Source organism: Micromonospora sp. LHW51205, from assembly GCF_003315815.1.
GTDB lineage: Bacteria > Actinomycetota > Actinomycetes > Mycobacteriales > Micromonosporaceae > Micromonospora > Micromonospora chalcea.
Genome location: NZ_QMEZ01000001.1, coordinates 1509824 through 1527159 on the forward strand (window position 1 = coordinate 1509824; position 17336 = coordinate 1527159).

At 72.9% G+C, this 17336-nt stretch carries 17 protein-coding genes; 5 read left to right on the forward strand and 12 right to left on the reverse strand.

Translation table 11 applies throughout. From position 1 onward, the window contains the following. Positions 1-13: 13 nt before the first annotated feature. Entirely contained in the window at positions 14-757 is a 744-nt protein-coding gene (locus DQE82_RS07170) for an enoyl-CoA hydratase/isomerase family protein (RefSeq protein ID WP_064448341.1), read from the reverse strand. Then, positions 754-1611, reverse strand: coding sequence for a 3-hydroxyacyl-CoA dehydrogenase family protein (locus tag DQE82_RS07175; RefSeq protein WP_113972256.1), 858 nt, complete (start codon positions 1609-1611; stop codon positions 754-756). The genes DQE82_RS07170 and DQE82_RS07175 overlap by 4 nt, the downstream gene beginning before the upstream one ends. A gap of 162 nt (positions 1612-1773) precedes the next feature. Between DQE82_RS07175 and DQE82_RS07180 the strand changes: the two genes are divergently transcribed. Continuing rightward, positions 1774-2061 (forward strand): hypothetical protein, encoded by a 288-nt coding sequence (locus tag DQE82_RS07180; RefSeq protein ID WP_043327533.1) that lies wholly within the window; start codon positions 1774-1776, stop codon positions 2059-2061. Between the two features lie 53 nt (positions 2062-2114). On the opposite strand, the gene DQE82_RS07185 is transcribed toward DQE82_RS07180, so the two are convergent. Then, entirely contained in the window at positions 2115-2894 is a 780-nt protein-coding gene (locus tag DQE82_RS07185; protein ID WP_113972257.1) for a bifunctional 2-polyprenyl-6-hydroxyphenol methylase/3-demethylubiquinol 3-O-methyltransferase UbiG, read from the reverse strand. A gap of 55 nt (positions 2895-2949) precedes the next feature. On the opposite strand from DQE82_RS07185, the gene DQE82_RS07190 reads away from it, so the two are divergent. Then, entirely contained in the window at positions 2950-3348 is a 399-nt protein-coding gene (locus DQE82_RS07190; RefSeq protein WP_113972258.1) for a PPOX class F420-dependent oxidoreductase, read from the forward strand. Between the two features lie 71 nt (positions 3349-3419). Here the strand turns inward: DQE82_RS07190 and DQE82_RS07195 are convergent, their stop codons facing one another. Next, positions 3420-3629 carry a BldC family transcriptional regulator gene (locus DQE82_RS07195; RefSeq protein WP_007073996.1) on the reverse strand — a complete coding sequence of 70 codons (210 nt, stop codon included), beginning with the start codon at positions 3627-3629 and terminating at the stop codon, positions 3420-3422. Between the two features lie 256 nt (positions 3630-3885). Beyond that, positions 3886-4725, reverse strand: a complete 840-nt coding sequence (locus DQE82_RS07200; RefSeq protein WP_030500602.1) for a hypothetical protein — start codon at positions 4723-4725, stop codon at positions 3886-3888. 174 nt (positions 4726-4899) lie between these two features. Here DQE82_RS07200 and DQE82_RS07205 point away from each other — a divergent pair, with 174 nt between their 5' ends. Beyond that, a complete protein-coding gene (locus DQE82_RS07205) occupies positions 4900-5982 on the forward strand; it encodes a Glu/Leu/Phe/Val dehydrogenase (protein ID WP_069088136.1) in 1083 nt (360 codons plus the stop codon). Positions 5983-6274: 292 nt separating this feature from the next. Then, positions 6275-6490, forward strand: a complete 216-nt coding sequence (locus DQE82_RS07210) for a DUF3073 domain-containing protein (RefSeq protein WP_013283429.1) — start codon at positions 6275-6277, stop codon at positions 6488-6490. A 146-nt stretch (positions 6491-6636) separates the two neighbouring features. On the opposite strand, the gene amcA is transcribed toward DQE82_RS07210, so the two are convergent. The 5 genes from amcA to DQE82_RS07235 form a co-directional block, all read right to left on the reverse strand. After that, positions 6637-6849: a multiple cyclophane-containing RiPP AmcA gene (gene amcA / locus DQE82_RS07215; RefSeq protein WP_030500600.1), complete on the reverse strand. Its 213-nt coding sequence runs from the start codon at positions 6847-6849 to the stop codon at positions 6637-6639. Further along, positions 6830-7921 carry a cyclophane-forming radical SAM peptide maturase AmcB gene (gene amcB / locus DQE82_RS07220; RefSeq protein WP_199495970.1) on the reverse strand — a complete coding sequence of 364 codons (1092 nt, stop codon included), beginning with the start codon at positions 7919-7921 and terminating at the stop codon, positions 6830-6832. The genes amcA and amcB overlap by 20 nt, the downstream gene beginning before the upstream one ends. Before the next feature lie 127 nt (positions 7922-8048). Then, positions 8049-9203: a phosphoribosylformylglycinamidine cyclo-ligase gene (gene purM / locus DQE82_RS07225; RefSeq protein WP_043327537.1), complete on the reverse strand. Its 1155-nt coding sequence runs from the start codon at positions 9201-9203 to the stop codon at positions 8049-8051. Between the two features lie 57 nt (positions 9204-9260). Beyond that, complete coding sequence (purF, locus tag DQE82_RS07230; RefSeq protein WP_043330756.1) at positions 9261-10778, reverse strand: amidophosphoribosyltransferase; 1518 nt, start codon at positions 10776-10778, stop codon at positions 9261-9263. Between the two features lie 169 nt (positions 10779-10947). After that, a complete protein-coding gene (locus DQE82_RS07235) occupies positions 10948-11301 on the reverse strand; it encodes a sterol carrier family protein (RefSeq protein WP_043327538.1) in 354 nt (117 codons plus the stop codon). A 160-nt stretch (positions 11302-11461) separates the two neighbouring features. On the opposite strand from DQE82_RS07235, the gene DQE82_RS07240 reads away from it, so the two are divergent. Next, the gene (locus tag DQE82_RS07240; RefSeq protein ID WP_113972386.1) at positions 11462-13747 is read left to right on the forward strand and encodes a carboxypeptidase-like regulatory domain-containing protein; all 2286 of its coding nucleotides are present in this window, start codon (positions 11462-11464) and stop codon (positions 13745-13747) included. 94 nt (positions 13748-13841) lie between these two features. Here DQE82_RS07240 and DQE82_RS07245 read toward each other — a convergent pair whose 3' ends face one another. Continuing rightward, positions 13842-14591 carry a 2-phosphosulfolactate phosphatase gene (locus DQE82_RS07245; RefSeq protein WP_113972387.1) on the reverse strand — a complete coding sequence of 250 codons (750 nt, stop codon included), beginning with the start codon at positions 14589-14591 and terminating at the stop codon, positions 13842-13844. Between the two features lie 10 nt (positions 14592-14601). After that, positions 14602-17274: a phosphoribosylformylglycinamidine synthase subunit PurL gene (gene purL / locus DQE82_RS07250; RefSeq protein WP_113972259.1), complete on the reverse strand. Its 2673-nt coding sequence runs from the start codon at positions 17272-17274 to the stop codon at positions 14602-14604. Between the last annotated feature and the right edge of the window lie 62 nt (positions 17275-17336).

Consider the following 17336-nt stretch of genomic DNA (forward strand, 5'->3'; position numbering starts at 1 on the left):
GTCGTGTTCCGGCTCAGCGCGCCTTGCGCCGGTCCAGGAACTCGGTCATCCGCCGGTGTTTCTCCTCGTCCTCGAAGAGCACCGCCTGGCTGAGCAGGTCGAGTTGCGGGTGCGCGGCCGCCGGGGCGTCCACCGCCAGCTTGGTCAGCCGCAGGGCCAGCGCGGAGCCCTTCGCCATCTCGTCGAGCAGACCGTGCGCGGTGGGCAGCAGCTCGTCCGGTTCGGCCACCACCCGGTTCACCAGCCCGATCCGCAGCGCCTCCGCGGCGTCCACCCGCCGGCCGGTGAAGAGCAGCTCCTTGGCGCGGGCCTCACCGATCAACGCCGGCAGCCGGTAGGTCGCGCCCGCGCCGGCCAGGATGCCCAGCCGCACCTCGGGCTGACCGAACACCGCGCGGTCCGTGCACACCCGCAGATCGCAGGCGTACGCGAGTTCGGCGCCGCCGCCCAGCGCCGGCCCGTCGACCGCGGCCACGGTGGGCATCGGGAGCGCCCGGATGCGGGCGAAGACGCCCTGGTTGATGGCGGCCAGCGCGTCCAGCCGGCCGCGCTCGCGCAGCTGGGCGATGTCGGCGCCGCCGGCGAAGATGCCCGCCGTCCCGCCGGTGAGCAGCAGCAGCCGGGGGCGTGCCTCCAGGTCGGCGCAGACCGCGTGCAGCTCGGCCACCAGGTCGGCGTCGATTGCGTTGCGTTTCTCCGGCCGGTCCAGCGTGACGACCAGCCGGTCCGGCAGCTCCTCGATCCGCAGCCCGCTCATTTCTTCTGGCCGTCCTTCCAGGTGTAGAAGCCCTGCCCGGACTTCTTGCCCAGCTTCCCGGCGGCCACCATCTCGACCAGCAGCGGCGGCGGCGCGAAGCGGTCCCCGTACGCGGCCTGGAGCGTACGCGCGATGTCGAGCCGCACGTCCAGTCCGACCAGGTCGGTCAGCTCCAGCGGTCCGATCGGGTGCCGGTAGCCGAGCACCATCGCCTTGTCGATGTCGGCCGGGCTCGCCACCTCGTCGGCCACCATCCGGATCGCCTCCAGGCCGAGCGTGACGCCGAGGCGGGAGGTGGCGAAGCCGGGCATGTCGCGTACGACGACGGGGTCCTTGCCCAGCCGGGCGGCGAGCGCGACGGCCGCCTCGGTGGTCGGCGGCGCGGTGGCCGGGCCGACCACGACCTCGAGCAGCGCCATCGCCCACACCGGATTGAAGAAGTGCAACCCGACGAAGCCGGCGGGACGTTCCAGCCCGGCGGCCAGTTCGGCGATCGGGATGCTGGACGTGTTGCTGCCCAGCAGCGTGGGGCGGCGGCTCTCCGCCTCGCGCAGCACGGCGCGCTTCAGGTCGAGCCGCTCGGGCACCGCCTCCACGATCACGTCGGCGCCCTCGGGCACCTCGGTGAGCCCGGCCCGCAACGTGACGCGCCCGCGGTTGGCGGTGGCGGCCTCCTCGGTCAGCTTGCCGCGCTGCACGCCCCGGTCCCACAGCTCGCCGAGCCGGCGGACGGCCTCGGCGCCCCGCGCGGGGTCGACCTCGACCAGTTCGACCGCGTACCCGGCGCCGGCCGCCACGTACGCGATGCCGAGGCCCATGGTGCCGGCCCCGACGACCACAAAACGACCACTCATCGGTGTCCCCTCGCCGCGGCGGGGGCGCGCGGGGTCTCCGCCGCCGGGCCCGTCCGCTCGCTCGTTCCTGCATGCGACCCTATGCAGGGCCGGGCCGCCGGGATGAGTGGGGGCGGAGCGGACGGGGTAAGGACGGCCGTCAACGTCGAAGGAAGGAACGAGATGAGCCAGGCACCGGAGAGCGCGGAGAACACCGAGACGGTCGAGACCCGCGGCGACGAGCGGGTGGACCTGCTCCGCGCGGACACCAACAACGACGGCAAGACCGACGTGTGGGTGGTGGACACCGACGGCGACGGCAAGGCCGACCTGTTCCAGTTCGACACCGACGGTGACGGCAAGGTGGACATCACCATGGTGGACATCGACGAGGACGGCACGCCGGACGAGGTGGTCGACGGCGACGGCGGACTGCCCCCGGAGCAGACCACCCCCACCGTCCAGGTCTGAGCATGTAAGGAAGGGCCCCTTGTTAACGCCTGGGCGCTTGAAAGGGGCCCTTCCTAACGCCGCAGCTCCAGCGTGGCGAGGTAGTACGGGTGGTCGGTGTCGTCCACGTCGGCCAGTCGCCACGGCGAGCCGTGGACCAGCTCGGCGAACTCCTCGGGCGAGCAGACCAGGTAGTCGAACCACCCGGTGCCGAGCAGCCGGTAGCGCAGCCGCAGCCGCAGTTGCCCGCCGATCCGGCCCCGCTGCCGGTTGCGCTCGTGATAGGCGGTGTGCACCGGGTCGGTGGTGCCGTACGGGTCGGTGCCGTGGGCGATCACCCGGGCGCCGGGGCGGGCCAGGGCGGCGAGCGCGGCCAGCATCGTCGGCGCCCGTTCCCGCCCCTCGAACAGCCCGAGGTTGTTGCCGAGCAGCAGGAACGTGTCGTAGCGCGGCCCGTCGGCGGTGTGCTCGTCGACGGTGCCGTGGACGAGGTCGCGTACGCCCCGGTGCCGGCTGACCCGCAGCGCGCCCAGCGAGGTGTCCAGGCCGGTGACGGGCACGCCGCGCTCCTGGAGTTCCAGCGCGATCCGTCCGGCGCCGACGCCGACGTCGAGCACGTGCCCGCGTACCCGGTCCACCGCCCGGTGGTCGTGCGGCTGCCACAGCTGCGGCGGGTCCAAGTAGTGCCCGGCGGGCGCGCCGTTGATCAGCCCGTCGTCCCGCTCGATGATCTCGATGACCGGCCGGGGCAGGCGTCCACCGGCCATCGGCCGGGGTCCGATCCCGGTGGCGACCGCGTACGCGTCGCGGATCATCTCGCCGAACACGTCGCCGATCTCGGGTTCCCCGGTCATGCCCGCAACGCTATCCGGGGGTCGGCGGCGCCGTGGCCGCCGTATCCTGGGCGGCGTGACCGACCTGGACCGCCTGGCGGCGGAGAAGTACGTCCTGCTCACCACGTTCCGCAAGGACGGCCGGGCGGTGGCGACACCGGTGTGGGCGGTACGCGACGGTGACTCGCTGGCGGTGTGGACGGTGTCCGACTCCGGCAAGGTGAAGCGGATCCGCCGCGACGGCCGGGTCACTGTGGCGCCGTGCGACGTGCGCGGGCGACCGCACGGCGAGGCGGTGCCGGCACACGCGACGATCGCCGATCCGGAGAGCACCCGGCGGGTGCGGGGCCTGCTCAAGCAGAAGTACCGGCTGATCGGGCGGCTGAGCCTGCTCGGCAGCCGGCTGCGCCGGGGCGAGGGGGGCACGGTGGGGCTGCGGATCGTGCTGGACGGAACGTCCCCCGGACACGACTGAGCCCGGGCACGATTAAGGGCGGCGCCGCGACGGCACCGCCCCTGATCGGAACGCCGGAGAACGCCGGTTCGTCAGTCTCCCTGGCGCTGCTGGGGGATCTGCCCCTGCAGTAGCGCCCGAACCTCTGACTCACGGTAGCGGCGGTGGCCGCCAAGGGTCCGGATGGCGCTGAGCTTGCCAGCCTTGGCCCACCGGGTCACCGTCTTCGGGTCGACACGGAACATCGACGCCACCTCGGCCGGTGTGAGTAGCGGCTCAGGTTCGTGCGTTCGCGATGCCATCGGGGTCACTCCTCCACATGTATAGACATCGGCCGGGGTCCCGCCGGCCGACGCGTCTCCCATGGTCCGGCTAGTCCCCGATGTCCGACATGGGCCGAACGGCTGAAGGTCCCTAGACGGACGGATGAAGCATGCCCGATTTTTACGACTTTTATGCCGCAGAAACTACCTTATTAGGACTCATGATCACGGTTCGTGACGCATCAACTACGAGACACTCTCGTGTCCAAGACCACTTATCGGGGTAAACCGGGCGTCAGTTGCAGCGCTCCAACAGCTGCACCGCGCGCCAGCGGGCGACCAGCTTGTCGTACGCGGCGGACGCCTCCTCGGCCTCGCCCCGGCCCAGTCCGGACAGTCCGGTGGCCACCAGATCGGTCGAGTCGTCGGCCTCGAGCGTCTCGTCCGGCAGCAGTTGCACCAGGCCGCCGTAGTCCAGCTCGACCACCGAGCGCGGGTGGAACTCCTCCAGCCACCGGGCCGCCTCCTCGACCGCCTCGGTGATCGGCGCCTCGCCGATCGACTTGCGCAGCACCGACAGCGCCCGCGACGCGCGGCGGCGCGCCTTGGAGATCTCGGTGCGGTAGCGCAGCGCGCGCCGCTCCGGCTCGGTGACCAGGTGCCGCTCACCCGCCTCGAACAGCACGAACCAGCGCAGCGGCACGCCCCAGGTGGCGATCTGCTCGTGCACCCGGGGCACGCCGTGCTCCAGCACCCGGGCGCCGCTGCGCCAGTCCTCCACCACGGCCTTGGCCTGCCCGGCGAGCACCGGCGGCACGAACGCGTCGGCCAGCACCGAGGGCACGCCGTCGCGGGCGCTCAGCGCCGCCTCGGCGACCCGGATGCGCAGGTTCCAGGGGCAGACCAGCAACGAGTCGTCCGACTCCAGGACGTACGCCTCGTCGGGCAGGTCGGGCAGCCGGGTCCAGCCCGCGCCCAGCGCCTCGATCACGGCGGTCCGTTGTCGTACCGGCCCTTCCAGCGGGGCGATCGCCCGGCCCTCGCTGACGTACCGGCGCCAGTAGGACTGCCGGTCCCGGTCGAAGGCGGTCAGCGGCTCGTACACGCGCAGGTATGAAGCGAAGAGCGACGGCACGGCGCGATCCTCCCACGAGACGGGACCGCCCGTCGCCGCCCGTGAGCCCGTGGCGTGACGTGCGCGACAGTACGGTTCGGGCCGATATTAGGCTCAGAGACACCGGCAGCATCCCGCCGGCGTGCCACCAGGTTCCGCTCCCCACAAGGGCGCTCACCGACACAGGAGTCAGCCATGGGCGTATTCGCCAGCACCGACGACCCCGTTTCCACGGGGCATGAGCAGGTCGTGTTCTGCCAGGACAAGCAGTCCGGCCTGAAGGCGATCATCGGGATCTACTCCACCGCGCTGGGCCCCGCGCTCGGCGGGACCCGGTTCTACCCGTACGCCACGGAGGCCGACGCCCTCGCCGACGTGCTCGACCTCTCCCGCGGCATGGCCTACAAGAACGCGCTGGCGAACCTCGACCTCGGTGGCGGCAAGGCGGTCATCTGGGGCGACCCCGAGCAGATCAAGAGCGAGGCGCTGCTGCGCGCGTACGGCCGCTTCGTCGAGTCGCTCAACGGCCGCTACTACACCGCCTGTGACGTCGGCACGTACGTCGCGGACATGGACGTGATCGCGCGCGAGACCCGGTACGTCACCGGCCGCAGCGTGGAGCACGGCGGCGCGGGCGACTCCTCGATCCTCACCGCGTGGGGCGTGTTCCAGGGCATGCGGGCCGCCGCCGAGCACGTCTGGGGCAGCCCGACGCTGGCCGGCCGCCGGGTCGGCGTGGCCGGGCTGGGCAAGGTCGGCAAGTACCTGACCGCCCACCTGCTCGACGACGGCGCCGAGGTCGTGGCGACCGACGTGAACCCGCGCGCCCTGGAGTGGGCGCGCACCACCCACCCGCAGGTCACCCTGGTCGACGACACCGCGGCGCTGGTCGCCTCCGACATCGACGTGTACGCCCCGTGCGCGCTCGGCGGCGCGCTGAACGACGAGACCGTGCCGGTGCTGCGAGCGAAGGTCGTCACCGGAGCGGCGAACAACCAGCTCGCCCACTCGGGCATCGAGAAGGTGCTCGCCGACCGGGGCATCCTCTACACCCCGGACTACGTGGTGAACGCGGGCGGCGTGATCCAGGTGGCCGACGAGATCGAGGGCTTCAACTTCGAGCGCGCCAAGCTGCGCGCCACCCGGATCTTCGACACCACCCGGCAGATCCTCCAGCTCGCCGACGACGAGGGCGTACCCCCGGCGGTGGCCGCGGACCGGCTCGCCGAGCGGCGGATGGCCGAGGTCGGCCGGCTGCGCGCGATCCATCTGCGGTGAAGCTCACCTCCGGGGGCGGAGCGGCGACTCCACCCCCGGAGGCCGTGCGCGTTAAGCTGAGCCTCGGGCCCGTTCGTACCCATTTGTCCGCTGTCACGGCCAGCCCCGGACCTTACCCCTTACCCGGTACACTTGGTGACGGCTGGACCACTGCGACGCGCAGGTCCGGTCGACGGTGACCCGAGGTGCCGAACGATGGCATCCCCATGTACCGTAAGAGCCACGAGAGATGCCTGACGTCATCGGGGCCCGCCTTCGGGCTGCCCCGCATTCTGTGCGAGGGGGTCGAGCCATGGGGCGCGGCCGTGCTAAGGCCAAGCAGACGAAGGTGGCGCGGGAGTTGAAGTATCACTCCCCGAACACCGACCTAACCGCCTTGCAGCGCGAACTGGCGGGTAGTGGGAAGTCTGAGCACAACTTCGACGACGACTACAAAGAGTATGTCGACGACGATGACGAGGACCACGCGGACGACGACCCGGACACCTGGGCTCGTCCGACCCGCTGACCTCCGGTCACATCTGAGCACGCGGTAACCCCCGCGTGCTCACGCATGTGCTCTGCTGAGCCGGCGTACGACCGACGATCAGGGACCTGCCGTGCCGGGGTGCCGCCCCGACTCGCCGGCAGGTCCCTGATCGCGGAACCGAGCCCTCAGCGCGGCCGGTTGTTCCAGTTGTAGAACGTCGGGATGTTCTCGAAGTGGTTCCAGGCGCAGACCGCGTTGGCGCCGTCGCCGCCCGACACCTCCGCCCGCAGCAGCCGCGCCGCCTCCGCCTCACGGAGCAGAGCGGTAAGCCCCGCAGCGGCGTCCCGCACCCGGTCGGCCACTGCCCCCCGGTCGGTGTCACTGATGGTCTCGGGCATGCTCCAACACTCCCTCCAGTAGGCGGATCTTGCTGTTCCGGCAGTGCTCGGTCTCCGTACCGTCGAAACGCCCCAGCTCGAAGTAGCGGTTGGCGGCGTGCCCACCCCCACAGAAGCCGAAGTACGCGCAGGACGTCCGGCACGCCTCCACGCCGGTGAGGAACTCGCCCACCCAGGGCGTGCCGGCCGCGTCGGCGAGGATGTCACCCAGCGGGGTGGTGAGCACGTTCCCGCTGGTGAAGTCGCCGTAGTGCGGGTCCGTGAAGCCGGCCAGCTCCGGCGAGAGCACCACCACCGAACCGTCGTGCCCGACCGTCGGGATCGGGTCGAGGCGGCGGGGCAGCAGGGCGTCGGCGGTGCCGGCCAGCACCGCGCCCGCGTACCGCAGCGACCACTCCACCTCGCGCAGGTGGATCCGGGGATCACGCCGCCACGCCGCGACCAGCTCCGCCCAGAACCCGGTGACCGCGCCCGCGTCCCGGGCGTTGGTCCGGGTGTTGACGCCCTCGGTCTCCTCGATGTTGACGCCGAGCACGTCGCAGCCCAGGTCGAGGAAGTAGTCGTACAGCTCGGTCGCCAGGCCCGGCTCCGGCCGGGACACCACAGCCAGCGCCGAGAACGGCACGCCGTGGCGGCGCAGCGCCGCCACCCCGGCCACGATCCGGTCGTACGCGGGCCGCCCGCCCCGGGTGACCCGCTCGGCGTTGCGGGCCCGTGGCCCGTCCACGCTGACGCTGACCCGCACCCGGTGCTCGGCGAAGAACGCGCACCAGGCGTCGTCGATCAGCGTGGCGTTCGTCTGCACGTGGTGCTCGACGTCCGGCCCGAACGGCGCCAGCAGCGCGGCCAGATGCTCCCGGCCGGCCGCGAGCGGCTCGCCGCCGTGCCAGACCATGGAGAAGCGACCACCCGTCGCCCACGGGTTCACCGACGCCGCCACCGCCTCGGCGACGGCCACCGGCATCCGCCGATCGGCCGCCCGAAGCGGCAGGTAGCAGTAGGCGCAGTCGAGGTTGCACAGGGTGGTCGGCTGCATCACCACGTACGACGGGACGGCGGCGATACCCCGCATCCCTTCGGGCGCACGTGCGGCCATCAGCACCTCCCCCGCCTGCCTGAAAACCGAACCTCCAGGCTAGGCCGCGGCGACCGCTCGGGTGAACCCCCGATCAGGTGCCCGGCCGATCGGCGCAGGGTGATCAGCCCCGGGTGTGCTGCCCGACCATCTGCACGTTGCCGGACCCCTCGATGATCTCGCCCGCCTGCCAGGCGTCCACGCCCCGGCCGGTCAGGGTGGCCAGCGCGCGGTCGGCGTCCTCGGCGGAGACGATCGCGAACATGCCGACGCCCATGTTGAACGTCGCCTCCATCTCCGGGTCCTCGATCCGGCCCTTGGTCTGGATCAGATCGAAGATCGGCTGCGGCTTCCAGGTGGAGCGGTTGACCACGGCGTCGACGTGCTCGGGTAGCACCCGGACCAGGTTGCCGGGGATGCCGCCGCCGGTGACGTGGGCCAGCGCCCGCACCTCGGCCTCGGCGATCAGCTTGAGGCAGTCCTGCGCGTAGATCTTGGTCGGGGTGAGCAGTTCCTCGCCGAGCGTCCGCTGGCGGCCGAAGTCGTCGATCACCACGTCCAGCCGCATCCGGCCGGCGCCCAGCAGCACGTGCCGGACCAGGGAGTAGCCGTTGGAGTGCAGGCCGGAGGAGCGCATGGCGATCACCACGTCACCCACCTCCACCCGCTCCGGGGTGAGGATCTCGCTCTCCTCCACCACGCCGACGCCGGTGGCGGAGATGTCGTACTCGTCGGGGCGCAGCACGCCCGGGTGCTCGGCGGTCTCGCCACCCAGCAGCGCGCAGCCGGCGTACCGGCAGCCGTCCGCGATGCCCGCGCCGATCTCGGCGACCTTGTCCGGCACGACCTCGCCGGTGGCGATGTAGTCGAGCAGGAACAGCGGCTCGGCGCCGCAGGCGACCAGGTCGTCGACGACCATGGCGACCAGGTCGATGCCGACCGTGTCGTGGATGTCGAGCTGCTGCGCGATCACCAGCTTGGTGCCGACGCCGTCGGTCGAGGAGGCCAGGATCGGATTCTTGTACTTCTTCGTGTCCAGCCGGAACAGGCCGGCGAAGCCGCCCAGGTCACCCAGGACCTCCGGGCGCCGGGTCTCCTTGACCTTGGACTTGAGCAGCTCGACCGCGCGGTCGCCCGCCTCGATCGACACCCCGGCGTCGGCGTACGAGACCGAGCGTTTGCGCTGCGTCCGGCCGGACCCCGCCGACCAGGGCTGGCGGTCGCCGCCGGCGCCCGTCGGGCTGGATCCTGCGCCGCTGCGCTCGGACACGTGCGTCACGGTTCTCCCCTTTGTGGTTCCCGCGAGCCCGGAGCGGCCGGACCCGCGTCGGTGGTGCTACGGGTGGTGGGTCGGTGTGGCGACGAGCGGACCGGTCGGCCCGGCCGCCTCGGCGGCGACCCGGCGTCCCACTCCTTCGAGCACGTGCTTGCCGATCAGGTTCCCGGCCGGCAGTTCGATCGGATACTCCCCATCGAAGCACGCCCGGCAGAGCCGGCTCTTCGGCTGCTCGGTCGCGGCGATGAGACCGGGCAGCGATACGTACCCGAGCGTGTCGGCGCCGATCGAGCGCCGGATGCCCTCGTTGTCCAGCCCGTTGGCCAGCAGTTCGGCCCGGGTGGCGAAGTCGATGCCGTAGAAGCAGGGCCAGCTCACCGGCGGCGAGGAGATCCGGACATGGACCTCCAGGGCGCCCGCCTCGCGCAGCAACCGGACGATCGCCCGCTGGGTGGTGCCCCGGACGATCGAGTCGTCCACCACCACCAGGCGCTTGCCGCGTACGTTCTGCCGCAGCGGGTTCAGCTTCAGCCGGACGCCGAGCGCGCGCAGCGTCTGCGAGGGCTGGATGAAGGTGCGCCCGACGTACGGATTCTTCATCAGGCCCTGGCCGTAGGTGATGCCTGATTCCTCGGCGTAGCCGATCGCGGCCGGCGTGCCGGACTCCGGCACCGGGATCACCAGGTCGGCCTCGACCGGGTGCTCCTTGGCGAGCTGACGGCCGATCTGCACCCGCGCGGCGTGCACGTTACGGCCGGCGATGGTGGCGTCCGGCCGGGCGATGTACACGTACTCGAAGAGGCAGCCCTTGGGCTCGGGCGCGGCGAACCGGCTGGAGCGCAGCCCGTTCTCGTCGATGGCGATCAGCTCGCCCGGCTCGACCTCGCGGACCACGCTCGCGCCGACGATGTCCAGCGCGGCGGTCTCGCTGGCCACCACCCAGCCGCGTTCGAGCCGGCCGAGCACCAGCGGGCGTACGCCGTGCGCGTCGCGCGCCGCGTAGAGCGTCGACTCGTCCATGAACACGAAGCTGAACGCGCCGCGCAGTTGCGGCAGCACCTCCAGCGCCGCCGCCTCGACCGACAGGTCGGGCCGGCTGGCCAGCAGCATCGTCACCAGCGAGGTGTCGTTCGTCGAGCCGTCCGGGTCGAGCCCGCGCACTGCGGCCTCGCGCTGCAGCTCGGCGGTGTTGACCAGGTTGCCGTTGTGCGCCAGCGCGATGGTGGTGCCGGCGCTGGTGGCGCGGATCGTCGGCTGGGCGTTCTCCCAGGTCGAGCCGCCGGTGGTGGAGTAGCGCGCGTGCCCGATCGCGACGTGCCCGCGCAGGCTCGCCAGCGTCGGCTCGTCGAACACCTGGGCGACCAGGCCGAGATCCTTGTAGACCACGACGCCGGAACCGTCGCTCACTGCGATGCCCGCGGCCTCCTGGCCCCGGTGCTGGAGGGCGTAGAGCCCGAAGTAGGTGAGGTTGGCGACCTCTTCCCCGGGGGCCCAGACGCCGAAGACGCCGCACGCGTCCTGGGGGCCGGGTCGCTCGGGGTCAAGGTCGTGGCTCAGCCGGCCATCGCCTCGGGGCACCTGCCGCTCCCTCTTGGTGGGGTCTGGACTGGCCTGGCGGAGTCGGGGGTCAGCTCCGCACGCTATGGGCCGGGACCGTCGTCGGCTCTCAGTGTACGCGAACAGCAGTCGATACCGACAGTCACGGAGTCCCCGCTCAGGGTGAGTGCAGGTTGCGGCCGTCCGCCGGCTAAATCGGGAGGTACGCGGAAAGGTCGGCCCGGTTCCCCGACACCCGTACGCGACCGTCGGTGACCGCCCGCGCCCAGTCGAGGCGTCCGGTGGCGAGCGCCAGCCACGTCGGCGGGTCCATCTCCACCACGTTCGGCGGCGTGCCGCGGGTGTGTCGTGGACCACTCACGCACTGCACCGCACCGTAGGGTGGGACGCGCACCTCCACCGATCGGCCGGGGGCGCGATCCGTGAGGGCAGCCAAGAGGGTCCGGACCGCCTCCCGGAGGACCGGCCGTTCGGGCGTACGCCCCTCGTCCAGCGCCGCCAGGGCGGCGAGTACCGCTTCGGAATAAGCGTGCGGAGAGGACACGACGGGACGATACGACCCGGCAGAACGCCGCCCTGCGGCGGCCCTGGGTAGAGATGATCCGGTCAGACAAGGCATAGTTGCCGACGGCGTTATTCGTACCGTGAGTGATCAACCTCGGCCGAGCGGCCGGCGGAGAGATCAGACCCGGAAGGCGGTGGACGTGTCAACACACCGACGTGCCTGGAAGCAGCGGGCCGGTGTGGTCGTAGCGCTGGTCTTCGGCGCCCTGCTCACCGTCCCCGCCACCCCCGCCCTCGCGGCGAACCCGGACGTGCAGATCACCAGCCTGTCGAGGGACTCGCTGTCGAGCGGTCAGTCGACGCCCATGAGCTTCACCGTCAAGAACAACAATGACTCGCCCAGCGTTTTCAGCGTCAGCGTCGACACCTTCGACGGTCTGAAGTGCCAGGGCGATTGTCGAGTACCAGCTCGCTCCATCGGCGGCGGCGAGTCGGCGACCTTCAACGTGACCCTCACCGCCGACAATCTCGCGCCGGGCGACAACAAGTCCGGGCAGGTCCGGGTTTCCGCTCGTGCCGGCGGCGGCGACCAGGGCGGCGACTCGCGCGACATGAGGGTGAGCGGTCCGGACGCGCCGCAGCAGCCGCAGACCGTCAAGACGGTGTCCGGCAAGGTGGTAAACGCCGACGGCGACCCGATCGAAGGCGCCCTCGTGATGCTGCGCGACAGCGCGGGCAAGGAGCGCCGTACCAACACCAGCGGCAACGGCAACTTCAGCTTCAGCGGCTCCGACTCCAACCCGATCGCGCCCGGCCGGATCGAGGTGGGTGCCTCGACCGACGGCGCCACCCCGGTCGCCAGGTCGATAAACGCCAGCGCCGGCCAGTCCGTGACCGGCGTCCGGCTCAGCATTCAGCTGCGGGCGTCGGCGAGCCCGAGCGCCACCCCGTCGGCGAGTGAGTCCGCCCCGCCGTCGGACGAGCCGCTCGAGGAGGACCCGGCCGACACCCCGGCCACCGACGCGCCGGCCGCCCAGGAGCCGACCGCGAACGAGGACTCCGGGGGCATGGGCTCCTGGCTGCTGATCCTGCTCGGCGGCCTGTTCGTCGCCGTCGGTGTGGGCACCATCGTGCTGCTCTACATGCGGCGCAAGAACGAGGGCGACGACGGTGACGGCGACGGCCCGGGTGGACCGGTCGGTCCGGGTGGCCCCGGCGGCGCCGCCGCGGCCGGCGCGATCCCCGCGGCCCGGGGCGCCTACCACGGCACCGACGACCAGACCCGCGTCGTGAACGGCATGGGCGCCGGACCGGCGGCGACGATGGTCGGCGGCCCGTCGATCAGCGACGCCCCCACCATGCTCCAGCGGCCGGTCGTGGACGACGTCCCGCCGGACCCGTACGGCGCACCGCCCGGACCGGCGTACGGCGTCGGCGCGGGACAGGCCGGGTACGGCTACGGCGACGACGCGCCTGGTCAGGGCGGCTACGGCGCCGGCAACGGCTACGGCGACGCGCCCGCCTCCGGCGGCGGATACGGCACCGCGCCCTCCTCGGGCGGCGGCTACGGCAACGGTCCGTCCTCCGGGGCCGGCTACGGCAGCCCGGACTACGCCGCCGGCGCTGCGGCCGGGGCGGCCGGATACGCGGCCCAGGGCGGCGGGTACGGCAACGAGCGCTTCGACGAGCCGACCGGCCGTTACACCGGCGACAGCACGCAGTACGCGCCGGCGGCCGACCCGTACCCGACCAGCACCTACCAGCCGGAGCAGGATCGCGGGTACGACCAGTCCGGCCCGGCCGGGTACGGCCGCGGCGCGGAGCAGGGTGACGGCTACCGCTCCGGCGGCGGGTACGGCGCCGCCTCGGGTGGCTACGACAACGCGCCCACCGGCGGCTACGACAGCGGCCGCCAGCAGGGCGGTTACGGCGACGCCCCGGCGGGCGGCTACGGCGGCGCCGGTGGCTACGGCGACGCCCCGGCCGGCGGGTACGGCGACGCGGGCTACGGCGGTGGCCGGGCCACCGGTGGATACGGCGACGCCCCGGCTGGTGGCTACGACAGCGCGCCCGCAGGCGGGTACGACGCCCCGGCCGGTGGCTACGACGCCGGCCGCCAGCAGGGCGGCTACGGCGACGCTCCGGCCGGTGGATACGACAGCCCGGCCGGTGGCTACGACGCGGGTCGCCAGCAGGGCGGCTACGACAACGCCCCGGCCGGTGGCGGCTACGGCAGCACCGGCGGATACGACGGCGGGCACCAGGCGGGCGGATACGGCCAGCAGGGCGGCGGATACGGCGACGGCTACGGCCAGTCCCCGCAGGGCGGCTACGGCCAGCAGGGTGGTTACGGCCAGGAGCCGCCGCAGCAGCGCGGTGGCGGCTACGACAACGCCTACCCCAACGACCCGGCGCAGGCCGGTCGCGCCCGCCCGGACGCGCAGGGGGACCGCGGCGGCCGGCGTCTCGACTGGCTGGACGACTGACAGCCACCAGCACGCATGACTGTGGCCGCCCGCGTTCGCGGGCGGCCACAGTCGTTGGTTGATACCCCGTCGAGCGGGTGGTGGAGCCGGTGACTCAGGCGGCGGCGAAGTAGTCCTGGCGCAGCACCGGCACCACGTCGGAGACGCCGACCTCGGTCGCGACGTCGACGTCCTCGGCGAAGCCACCCTCGGCGAGTTCCCGGCCGGACACGCACCCCCGCACCGCCGCCGGCACATCAGGGGTGCTGGCGAGCGCGGCCAGCGCCATCGCTGCCTCCACCGAAAGTCCGCCGGGCACCCCGGCGAGCGCGTCGAGCACGCAGGCCGCGCCGAGCTGGTCCTCCACGCAGGGCCGCAGTGACCCGTCGGGCCAGCGCTCCCCGGCCGCCACCACACCCACGGGAGCGTCGGTCGAGCCGTACCCCTGGGTGCGGAGCCAGCGCCCGACGGCGCGCGCGTTGCGCAGGCTGGCCGCGACCACCGGCACTCCGGTGGCGCTCGCGGCGGCGCTGATCGCCGAGCCGTTCGGCGACGGCAGCACCAGGTCGGCGACGACGGGCGCGGCCCGCAGCGCCGCCGGGGAGAGCGACCACGGGTGCTCCGCTGTCGTCCTCCGGCGGCCCACCGCGGCTACGGCACCGACCCGGCGGGCGTAGTCGGCGGCCTGCTCGCCCCACGGGAACGGGTGTACCCGCATGCCGCGGCTCACCGCCACCTCCACGGCGGTGGTGAACGACAGCACGTCCACCACCACCAGGGCGGCGCAGACCCGGCCGAGCTCCGCCGCCCCGGTCAGTCCCCAGTCGAAGCGGGCACCGGCGCCGGGCTGGGCGAAAACGGCCAAGGCCGGGGCCTCAGCGCCGGTCCGGCGCCGGCTCACCGGGAGCCGGGCCGTCGGGCCCGTCGGCAGGCGCCGAAGCGTCCTGCGCCGGGGTCGCGTCGGCGGCCGGCGCGGTCTCGTCGGAATCCGCGTCGGACGCGGCCGGAGCGGAGTCGGTGGCGGCCGGCGCGGGCGCCTCGGCCGGCGAGGCGTCCGTGCCCGTCTCGGCGATCGGCTCGGAGGCGACCTCGGCCGGGTCCACGCCGACCGGCTGCTCGGCGGTGGCCGGAAGCACGGTGGTGGTCCCGGTACGGGTCGCCGCCACCTCCACCCGCGCCGCCTCGGCCGCGCCGAACAGGCGCGGCAGCGTGCCGCTGTGCGCCTCGCGCAGCTCGTCCAGGCCGATCCGGAACTGGCCGTGCACCTCCAGCGCGCCGGAGGCCGGGTCGGTGACGCCGATGAACTCCCACGGCACGCCGCGCTCGGCGCAGAGCGCGGTGAACGCCTTCTCGTGCCCGCGCGGCACCGACACCAGCGCCCGGCCGGCGGACTCGCTGAACAGGAACACGAACGGCATCGAGCCACCGGCGAAGTGCTCCGGCACCACGACCCGGGCACCGACACCGCGGCGCAGGGCCGACTCGACCAGGCTCTGCGCCAGGCCGCCGTCGGAGAGGTCGTGCGCCGAGCTGAGGTGACCGACGCGGGCCGCCTCGGCCAGCAGCTCGGCGAGCTGCCGCTCACGGGCCAGGTCGACCTGCGGCGGGATGCCGCCCAGGTGCTCATGGGTCACCCAGGCCCACTCCGATCCGGACAGCTCGACGTGCGTCTCGCCCAGCAGGAAAAGCTGGTCGTGGTCGCCGGCCGCGCGGGGCACGAAGCCCATCGGCACCCGGTTCGCCACGTCGTCGAGCACGCCGAGCACGCCGACCACCGGGGTCGGGTGGATGGCCGCCGCGCCGGTCTGGTTGTAGAAGCTGACGTTGCCGCCGGTCACCGGGATGCCCAGCTCCAGGCAGCCGTCCGCCAGGCCGCGTACGGCCTCGGCGAACTGCCACATCACGCCCGGGTCCTCCGGCGAGCCGAAGTTCAGGCAGTTGGTGACCGCGATCGGCTTCGCGCCGGTCACCGCCACGTTCCGGTACGCCTCGGCCAGCGCCAGCTTCGTCCCGTGGTACGGGTCGAGGCGGGCGTACCGGCCGTTGCCGTCGACGGAGAGCGCGACGCCGAGGCCGCTGCGCTCGTCGATCCGGATCACGCCGGAGTCCTCCGGCTGGGCGAGCACGGTGTTGCCGAGCACGTAGCGGTCGTACTGCTCGGTGACCCAGGTCTTGTCGGCCAGGTTGGGCGACGCGATCATGCGCAGCACGGTCTCCCGGAGCGCCTCCGGGGTGTTCGGCCGGGGCAGCGTCTCGGCGCGGTCGGCCTGGAGCAGGATCAGGTCGGCCGGCTCGCGCATCGGCCGGGCGTAGACCGGGCCGTCGTCGACGAGCGAGCCCGGCGGCACGTCCACCACGAGCTGGTCACGCCAGGTGACGACCAGGCGGCCCGGCTGGCCGTCCGGGGACGGCGCGGTGACCTCGCCGATGGCGGTGGCCCAGACGCCCCACTTCTCGGCGGTCTTGAGGACCGCGTCGAGCTTGTCCGGCGAGACGACGAGCAGCATCCGCTCCTGGGACTCGCTGGCCAGGATCTCGTGCGGCTCCATCGACGGCTCGCGCAGCGGCACCCGCTCCAGCCACACCCGCATGCCGGTGCCGGCGGAGGCGGCGGTCTCGGTGAGCGCGCAGGTCAGGCCGGCGCCGCCGAGGTCCTGGATGCCGACGACCAGTTCGGCGTCGTACAGCTCCAGGCACGCCTCGATCAGTAGCTTCTCCATGAACGGGTCGCCGACCTGCACGGACGGGCGGCGCTGCTCGCTGCCCTCGTCGAAGGTGGCGCTGGCCAGCACCGACACGCCGCCGATGCCGTCGCGGCCGGTCTTGGCGCCCATCAGGACCACGATGTTGCCGGGGCCGGTGGCGTCCTTCTTCTGCAGCCGGTCGACCGGCAGCACGCCCAGGCAGAGCGCGTTGACCAGCGGGTTGCCCTGGTAGCAGGGGTCGAAGACGACCTCGCCGCCGATGTTGGGCAGGCCGAGGCAGTTGCCGTAGCCGCCGACGCCGGCGACCACGCCGGGCAGCACCCGGGCGGTGTCCGGGTGGTCGGCCGCGCCGAAGCGCAGCGGGTCCATCACGGCGACCGGGCGCGCGCCCATGGCGAGGATGTCGCGGACGATGCCGCCGACGCCGGTCGCCGCGCCCTGGTACGGCTCGACGAAGCTCGGGTGGTTGTGCGACTCGACCTTGAAGGTCACCGCCAGCTCGTCGGAGACCTGGACCACGCCGGCGTTCTCCCCGATGCCGGCGAGCAGCCGGTCGCTCGGCGGGGCCTTCTCCCCGAACTGGCGCAGGTGCACCTTGCTCGACTTGTAGGAGCAGTGCTCGCTCCACATGATCGAGTACATGGCCAGCTCGGCCTGGGTGGGCCGGCGGCCGAGGATGTGCCGGATCCGGTCGTACTCGTCGTCGCGGAGGCCCAGCTCGGCGTACGGCTGAAGCTCTTCCGGCGTCTCGGCGGCCCGGGGGACGGTGTCCACGCCCGGCGCCCACTCGTCGGTCGGGCCGCCCTGCGGCTCCCGCAGGGCCGGGTCCGGATGGGTGGTCATGACGTCTCCTTGTTGCGCTCGCCGCCCGTGCGGCGGGTGAGCCGACCGATGATCACGGCCAC

What these genes read in the sequence shown, in the direction of transcription:
- DQE82_RS07170 (WP_064448341.1), bottom strand. Translation starts at nt 757, where the DNA reads ATGAGCGGGCTGCGGATCGAGGAGCTGCCGGACCGGCTGGTCGTCACG.
- DQE82_RS07175 (WP_113972256.1), bottom strand. Translation starts at nt 1,611, where the DNA reads ATGAGTGGTCGTTTTGTGGTCGTCGGGGCCGGCACCATGGGCCTCGGC.
- DQE82_RS07180 (WP_043327533.1), top strand. Translation starts at nt 1,774, where the DNA reads ATGAGCCAGGCACCGGAGAGCGCGGAGAACACCGAGACGGTCGAGACC.
- DQE82_RS07185 (WP_113972257.1), bottom strand. Translation starts at nt 2,894, where the DNA reads ATGACCGGGGAACCCGAGATCGGCGACGTGTTCGGCGAGATGATCCGC.
- DQE82_RS07195 (WP_007073996.1), bottom strand. Translation starts at nt 3,629, where the DNA reads ATGGCATCGCGAACGCACGAACCTGAGCCGCTACTCACACCGGCCGAG.
- DQE82_RS07205 (WP_069088136.1), top strand. Translation starts at nt 4,900, where the DNA reads ATGGGCGTATTCGCCAGCACCGACGACCCCGTTTCCACGGGGCATGAG.
- DQE82_RS07210 (WP_013283429.1), top strand. Translation starts at nt 6,275, where the DNA reads ATGGGGCGCGGCCGTGCTAAGGCCAAGCAGACGAAGGTGGCGCGGGAG.
- amcA (WP_030500600.1), bottom strand. Translation starts at nt 6,849, where the DNA reads ATGCCCGAGACCATCAGTGACACCGACCGGGGGGCAGTGGCCGACCGG.
- amcB (WP_199495970.1), bottom strand. Translation starts at nt 7,921, where the DNA reads ATGCGGGGTATCGCCGCCGTCCCGTCGTACGTGGTGATGCAGCCGACC.
- purL (WP_113972259.1), bottom strand. Translation starts at nt 17,274, where the DNA reads ATGACCACCCATCCGGACCCGGCCCTGCGGGAGCCGCAGGGCGGCCCG.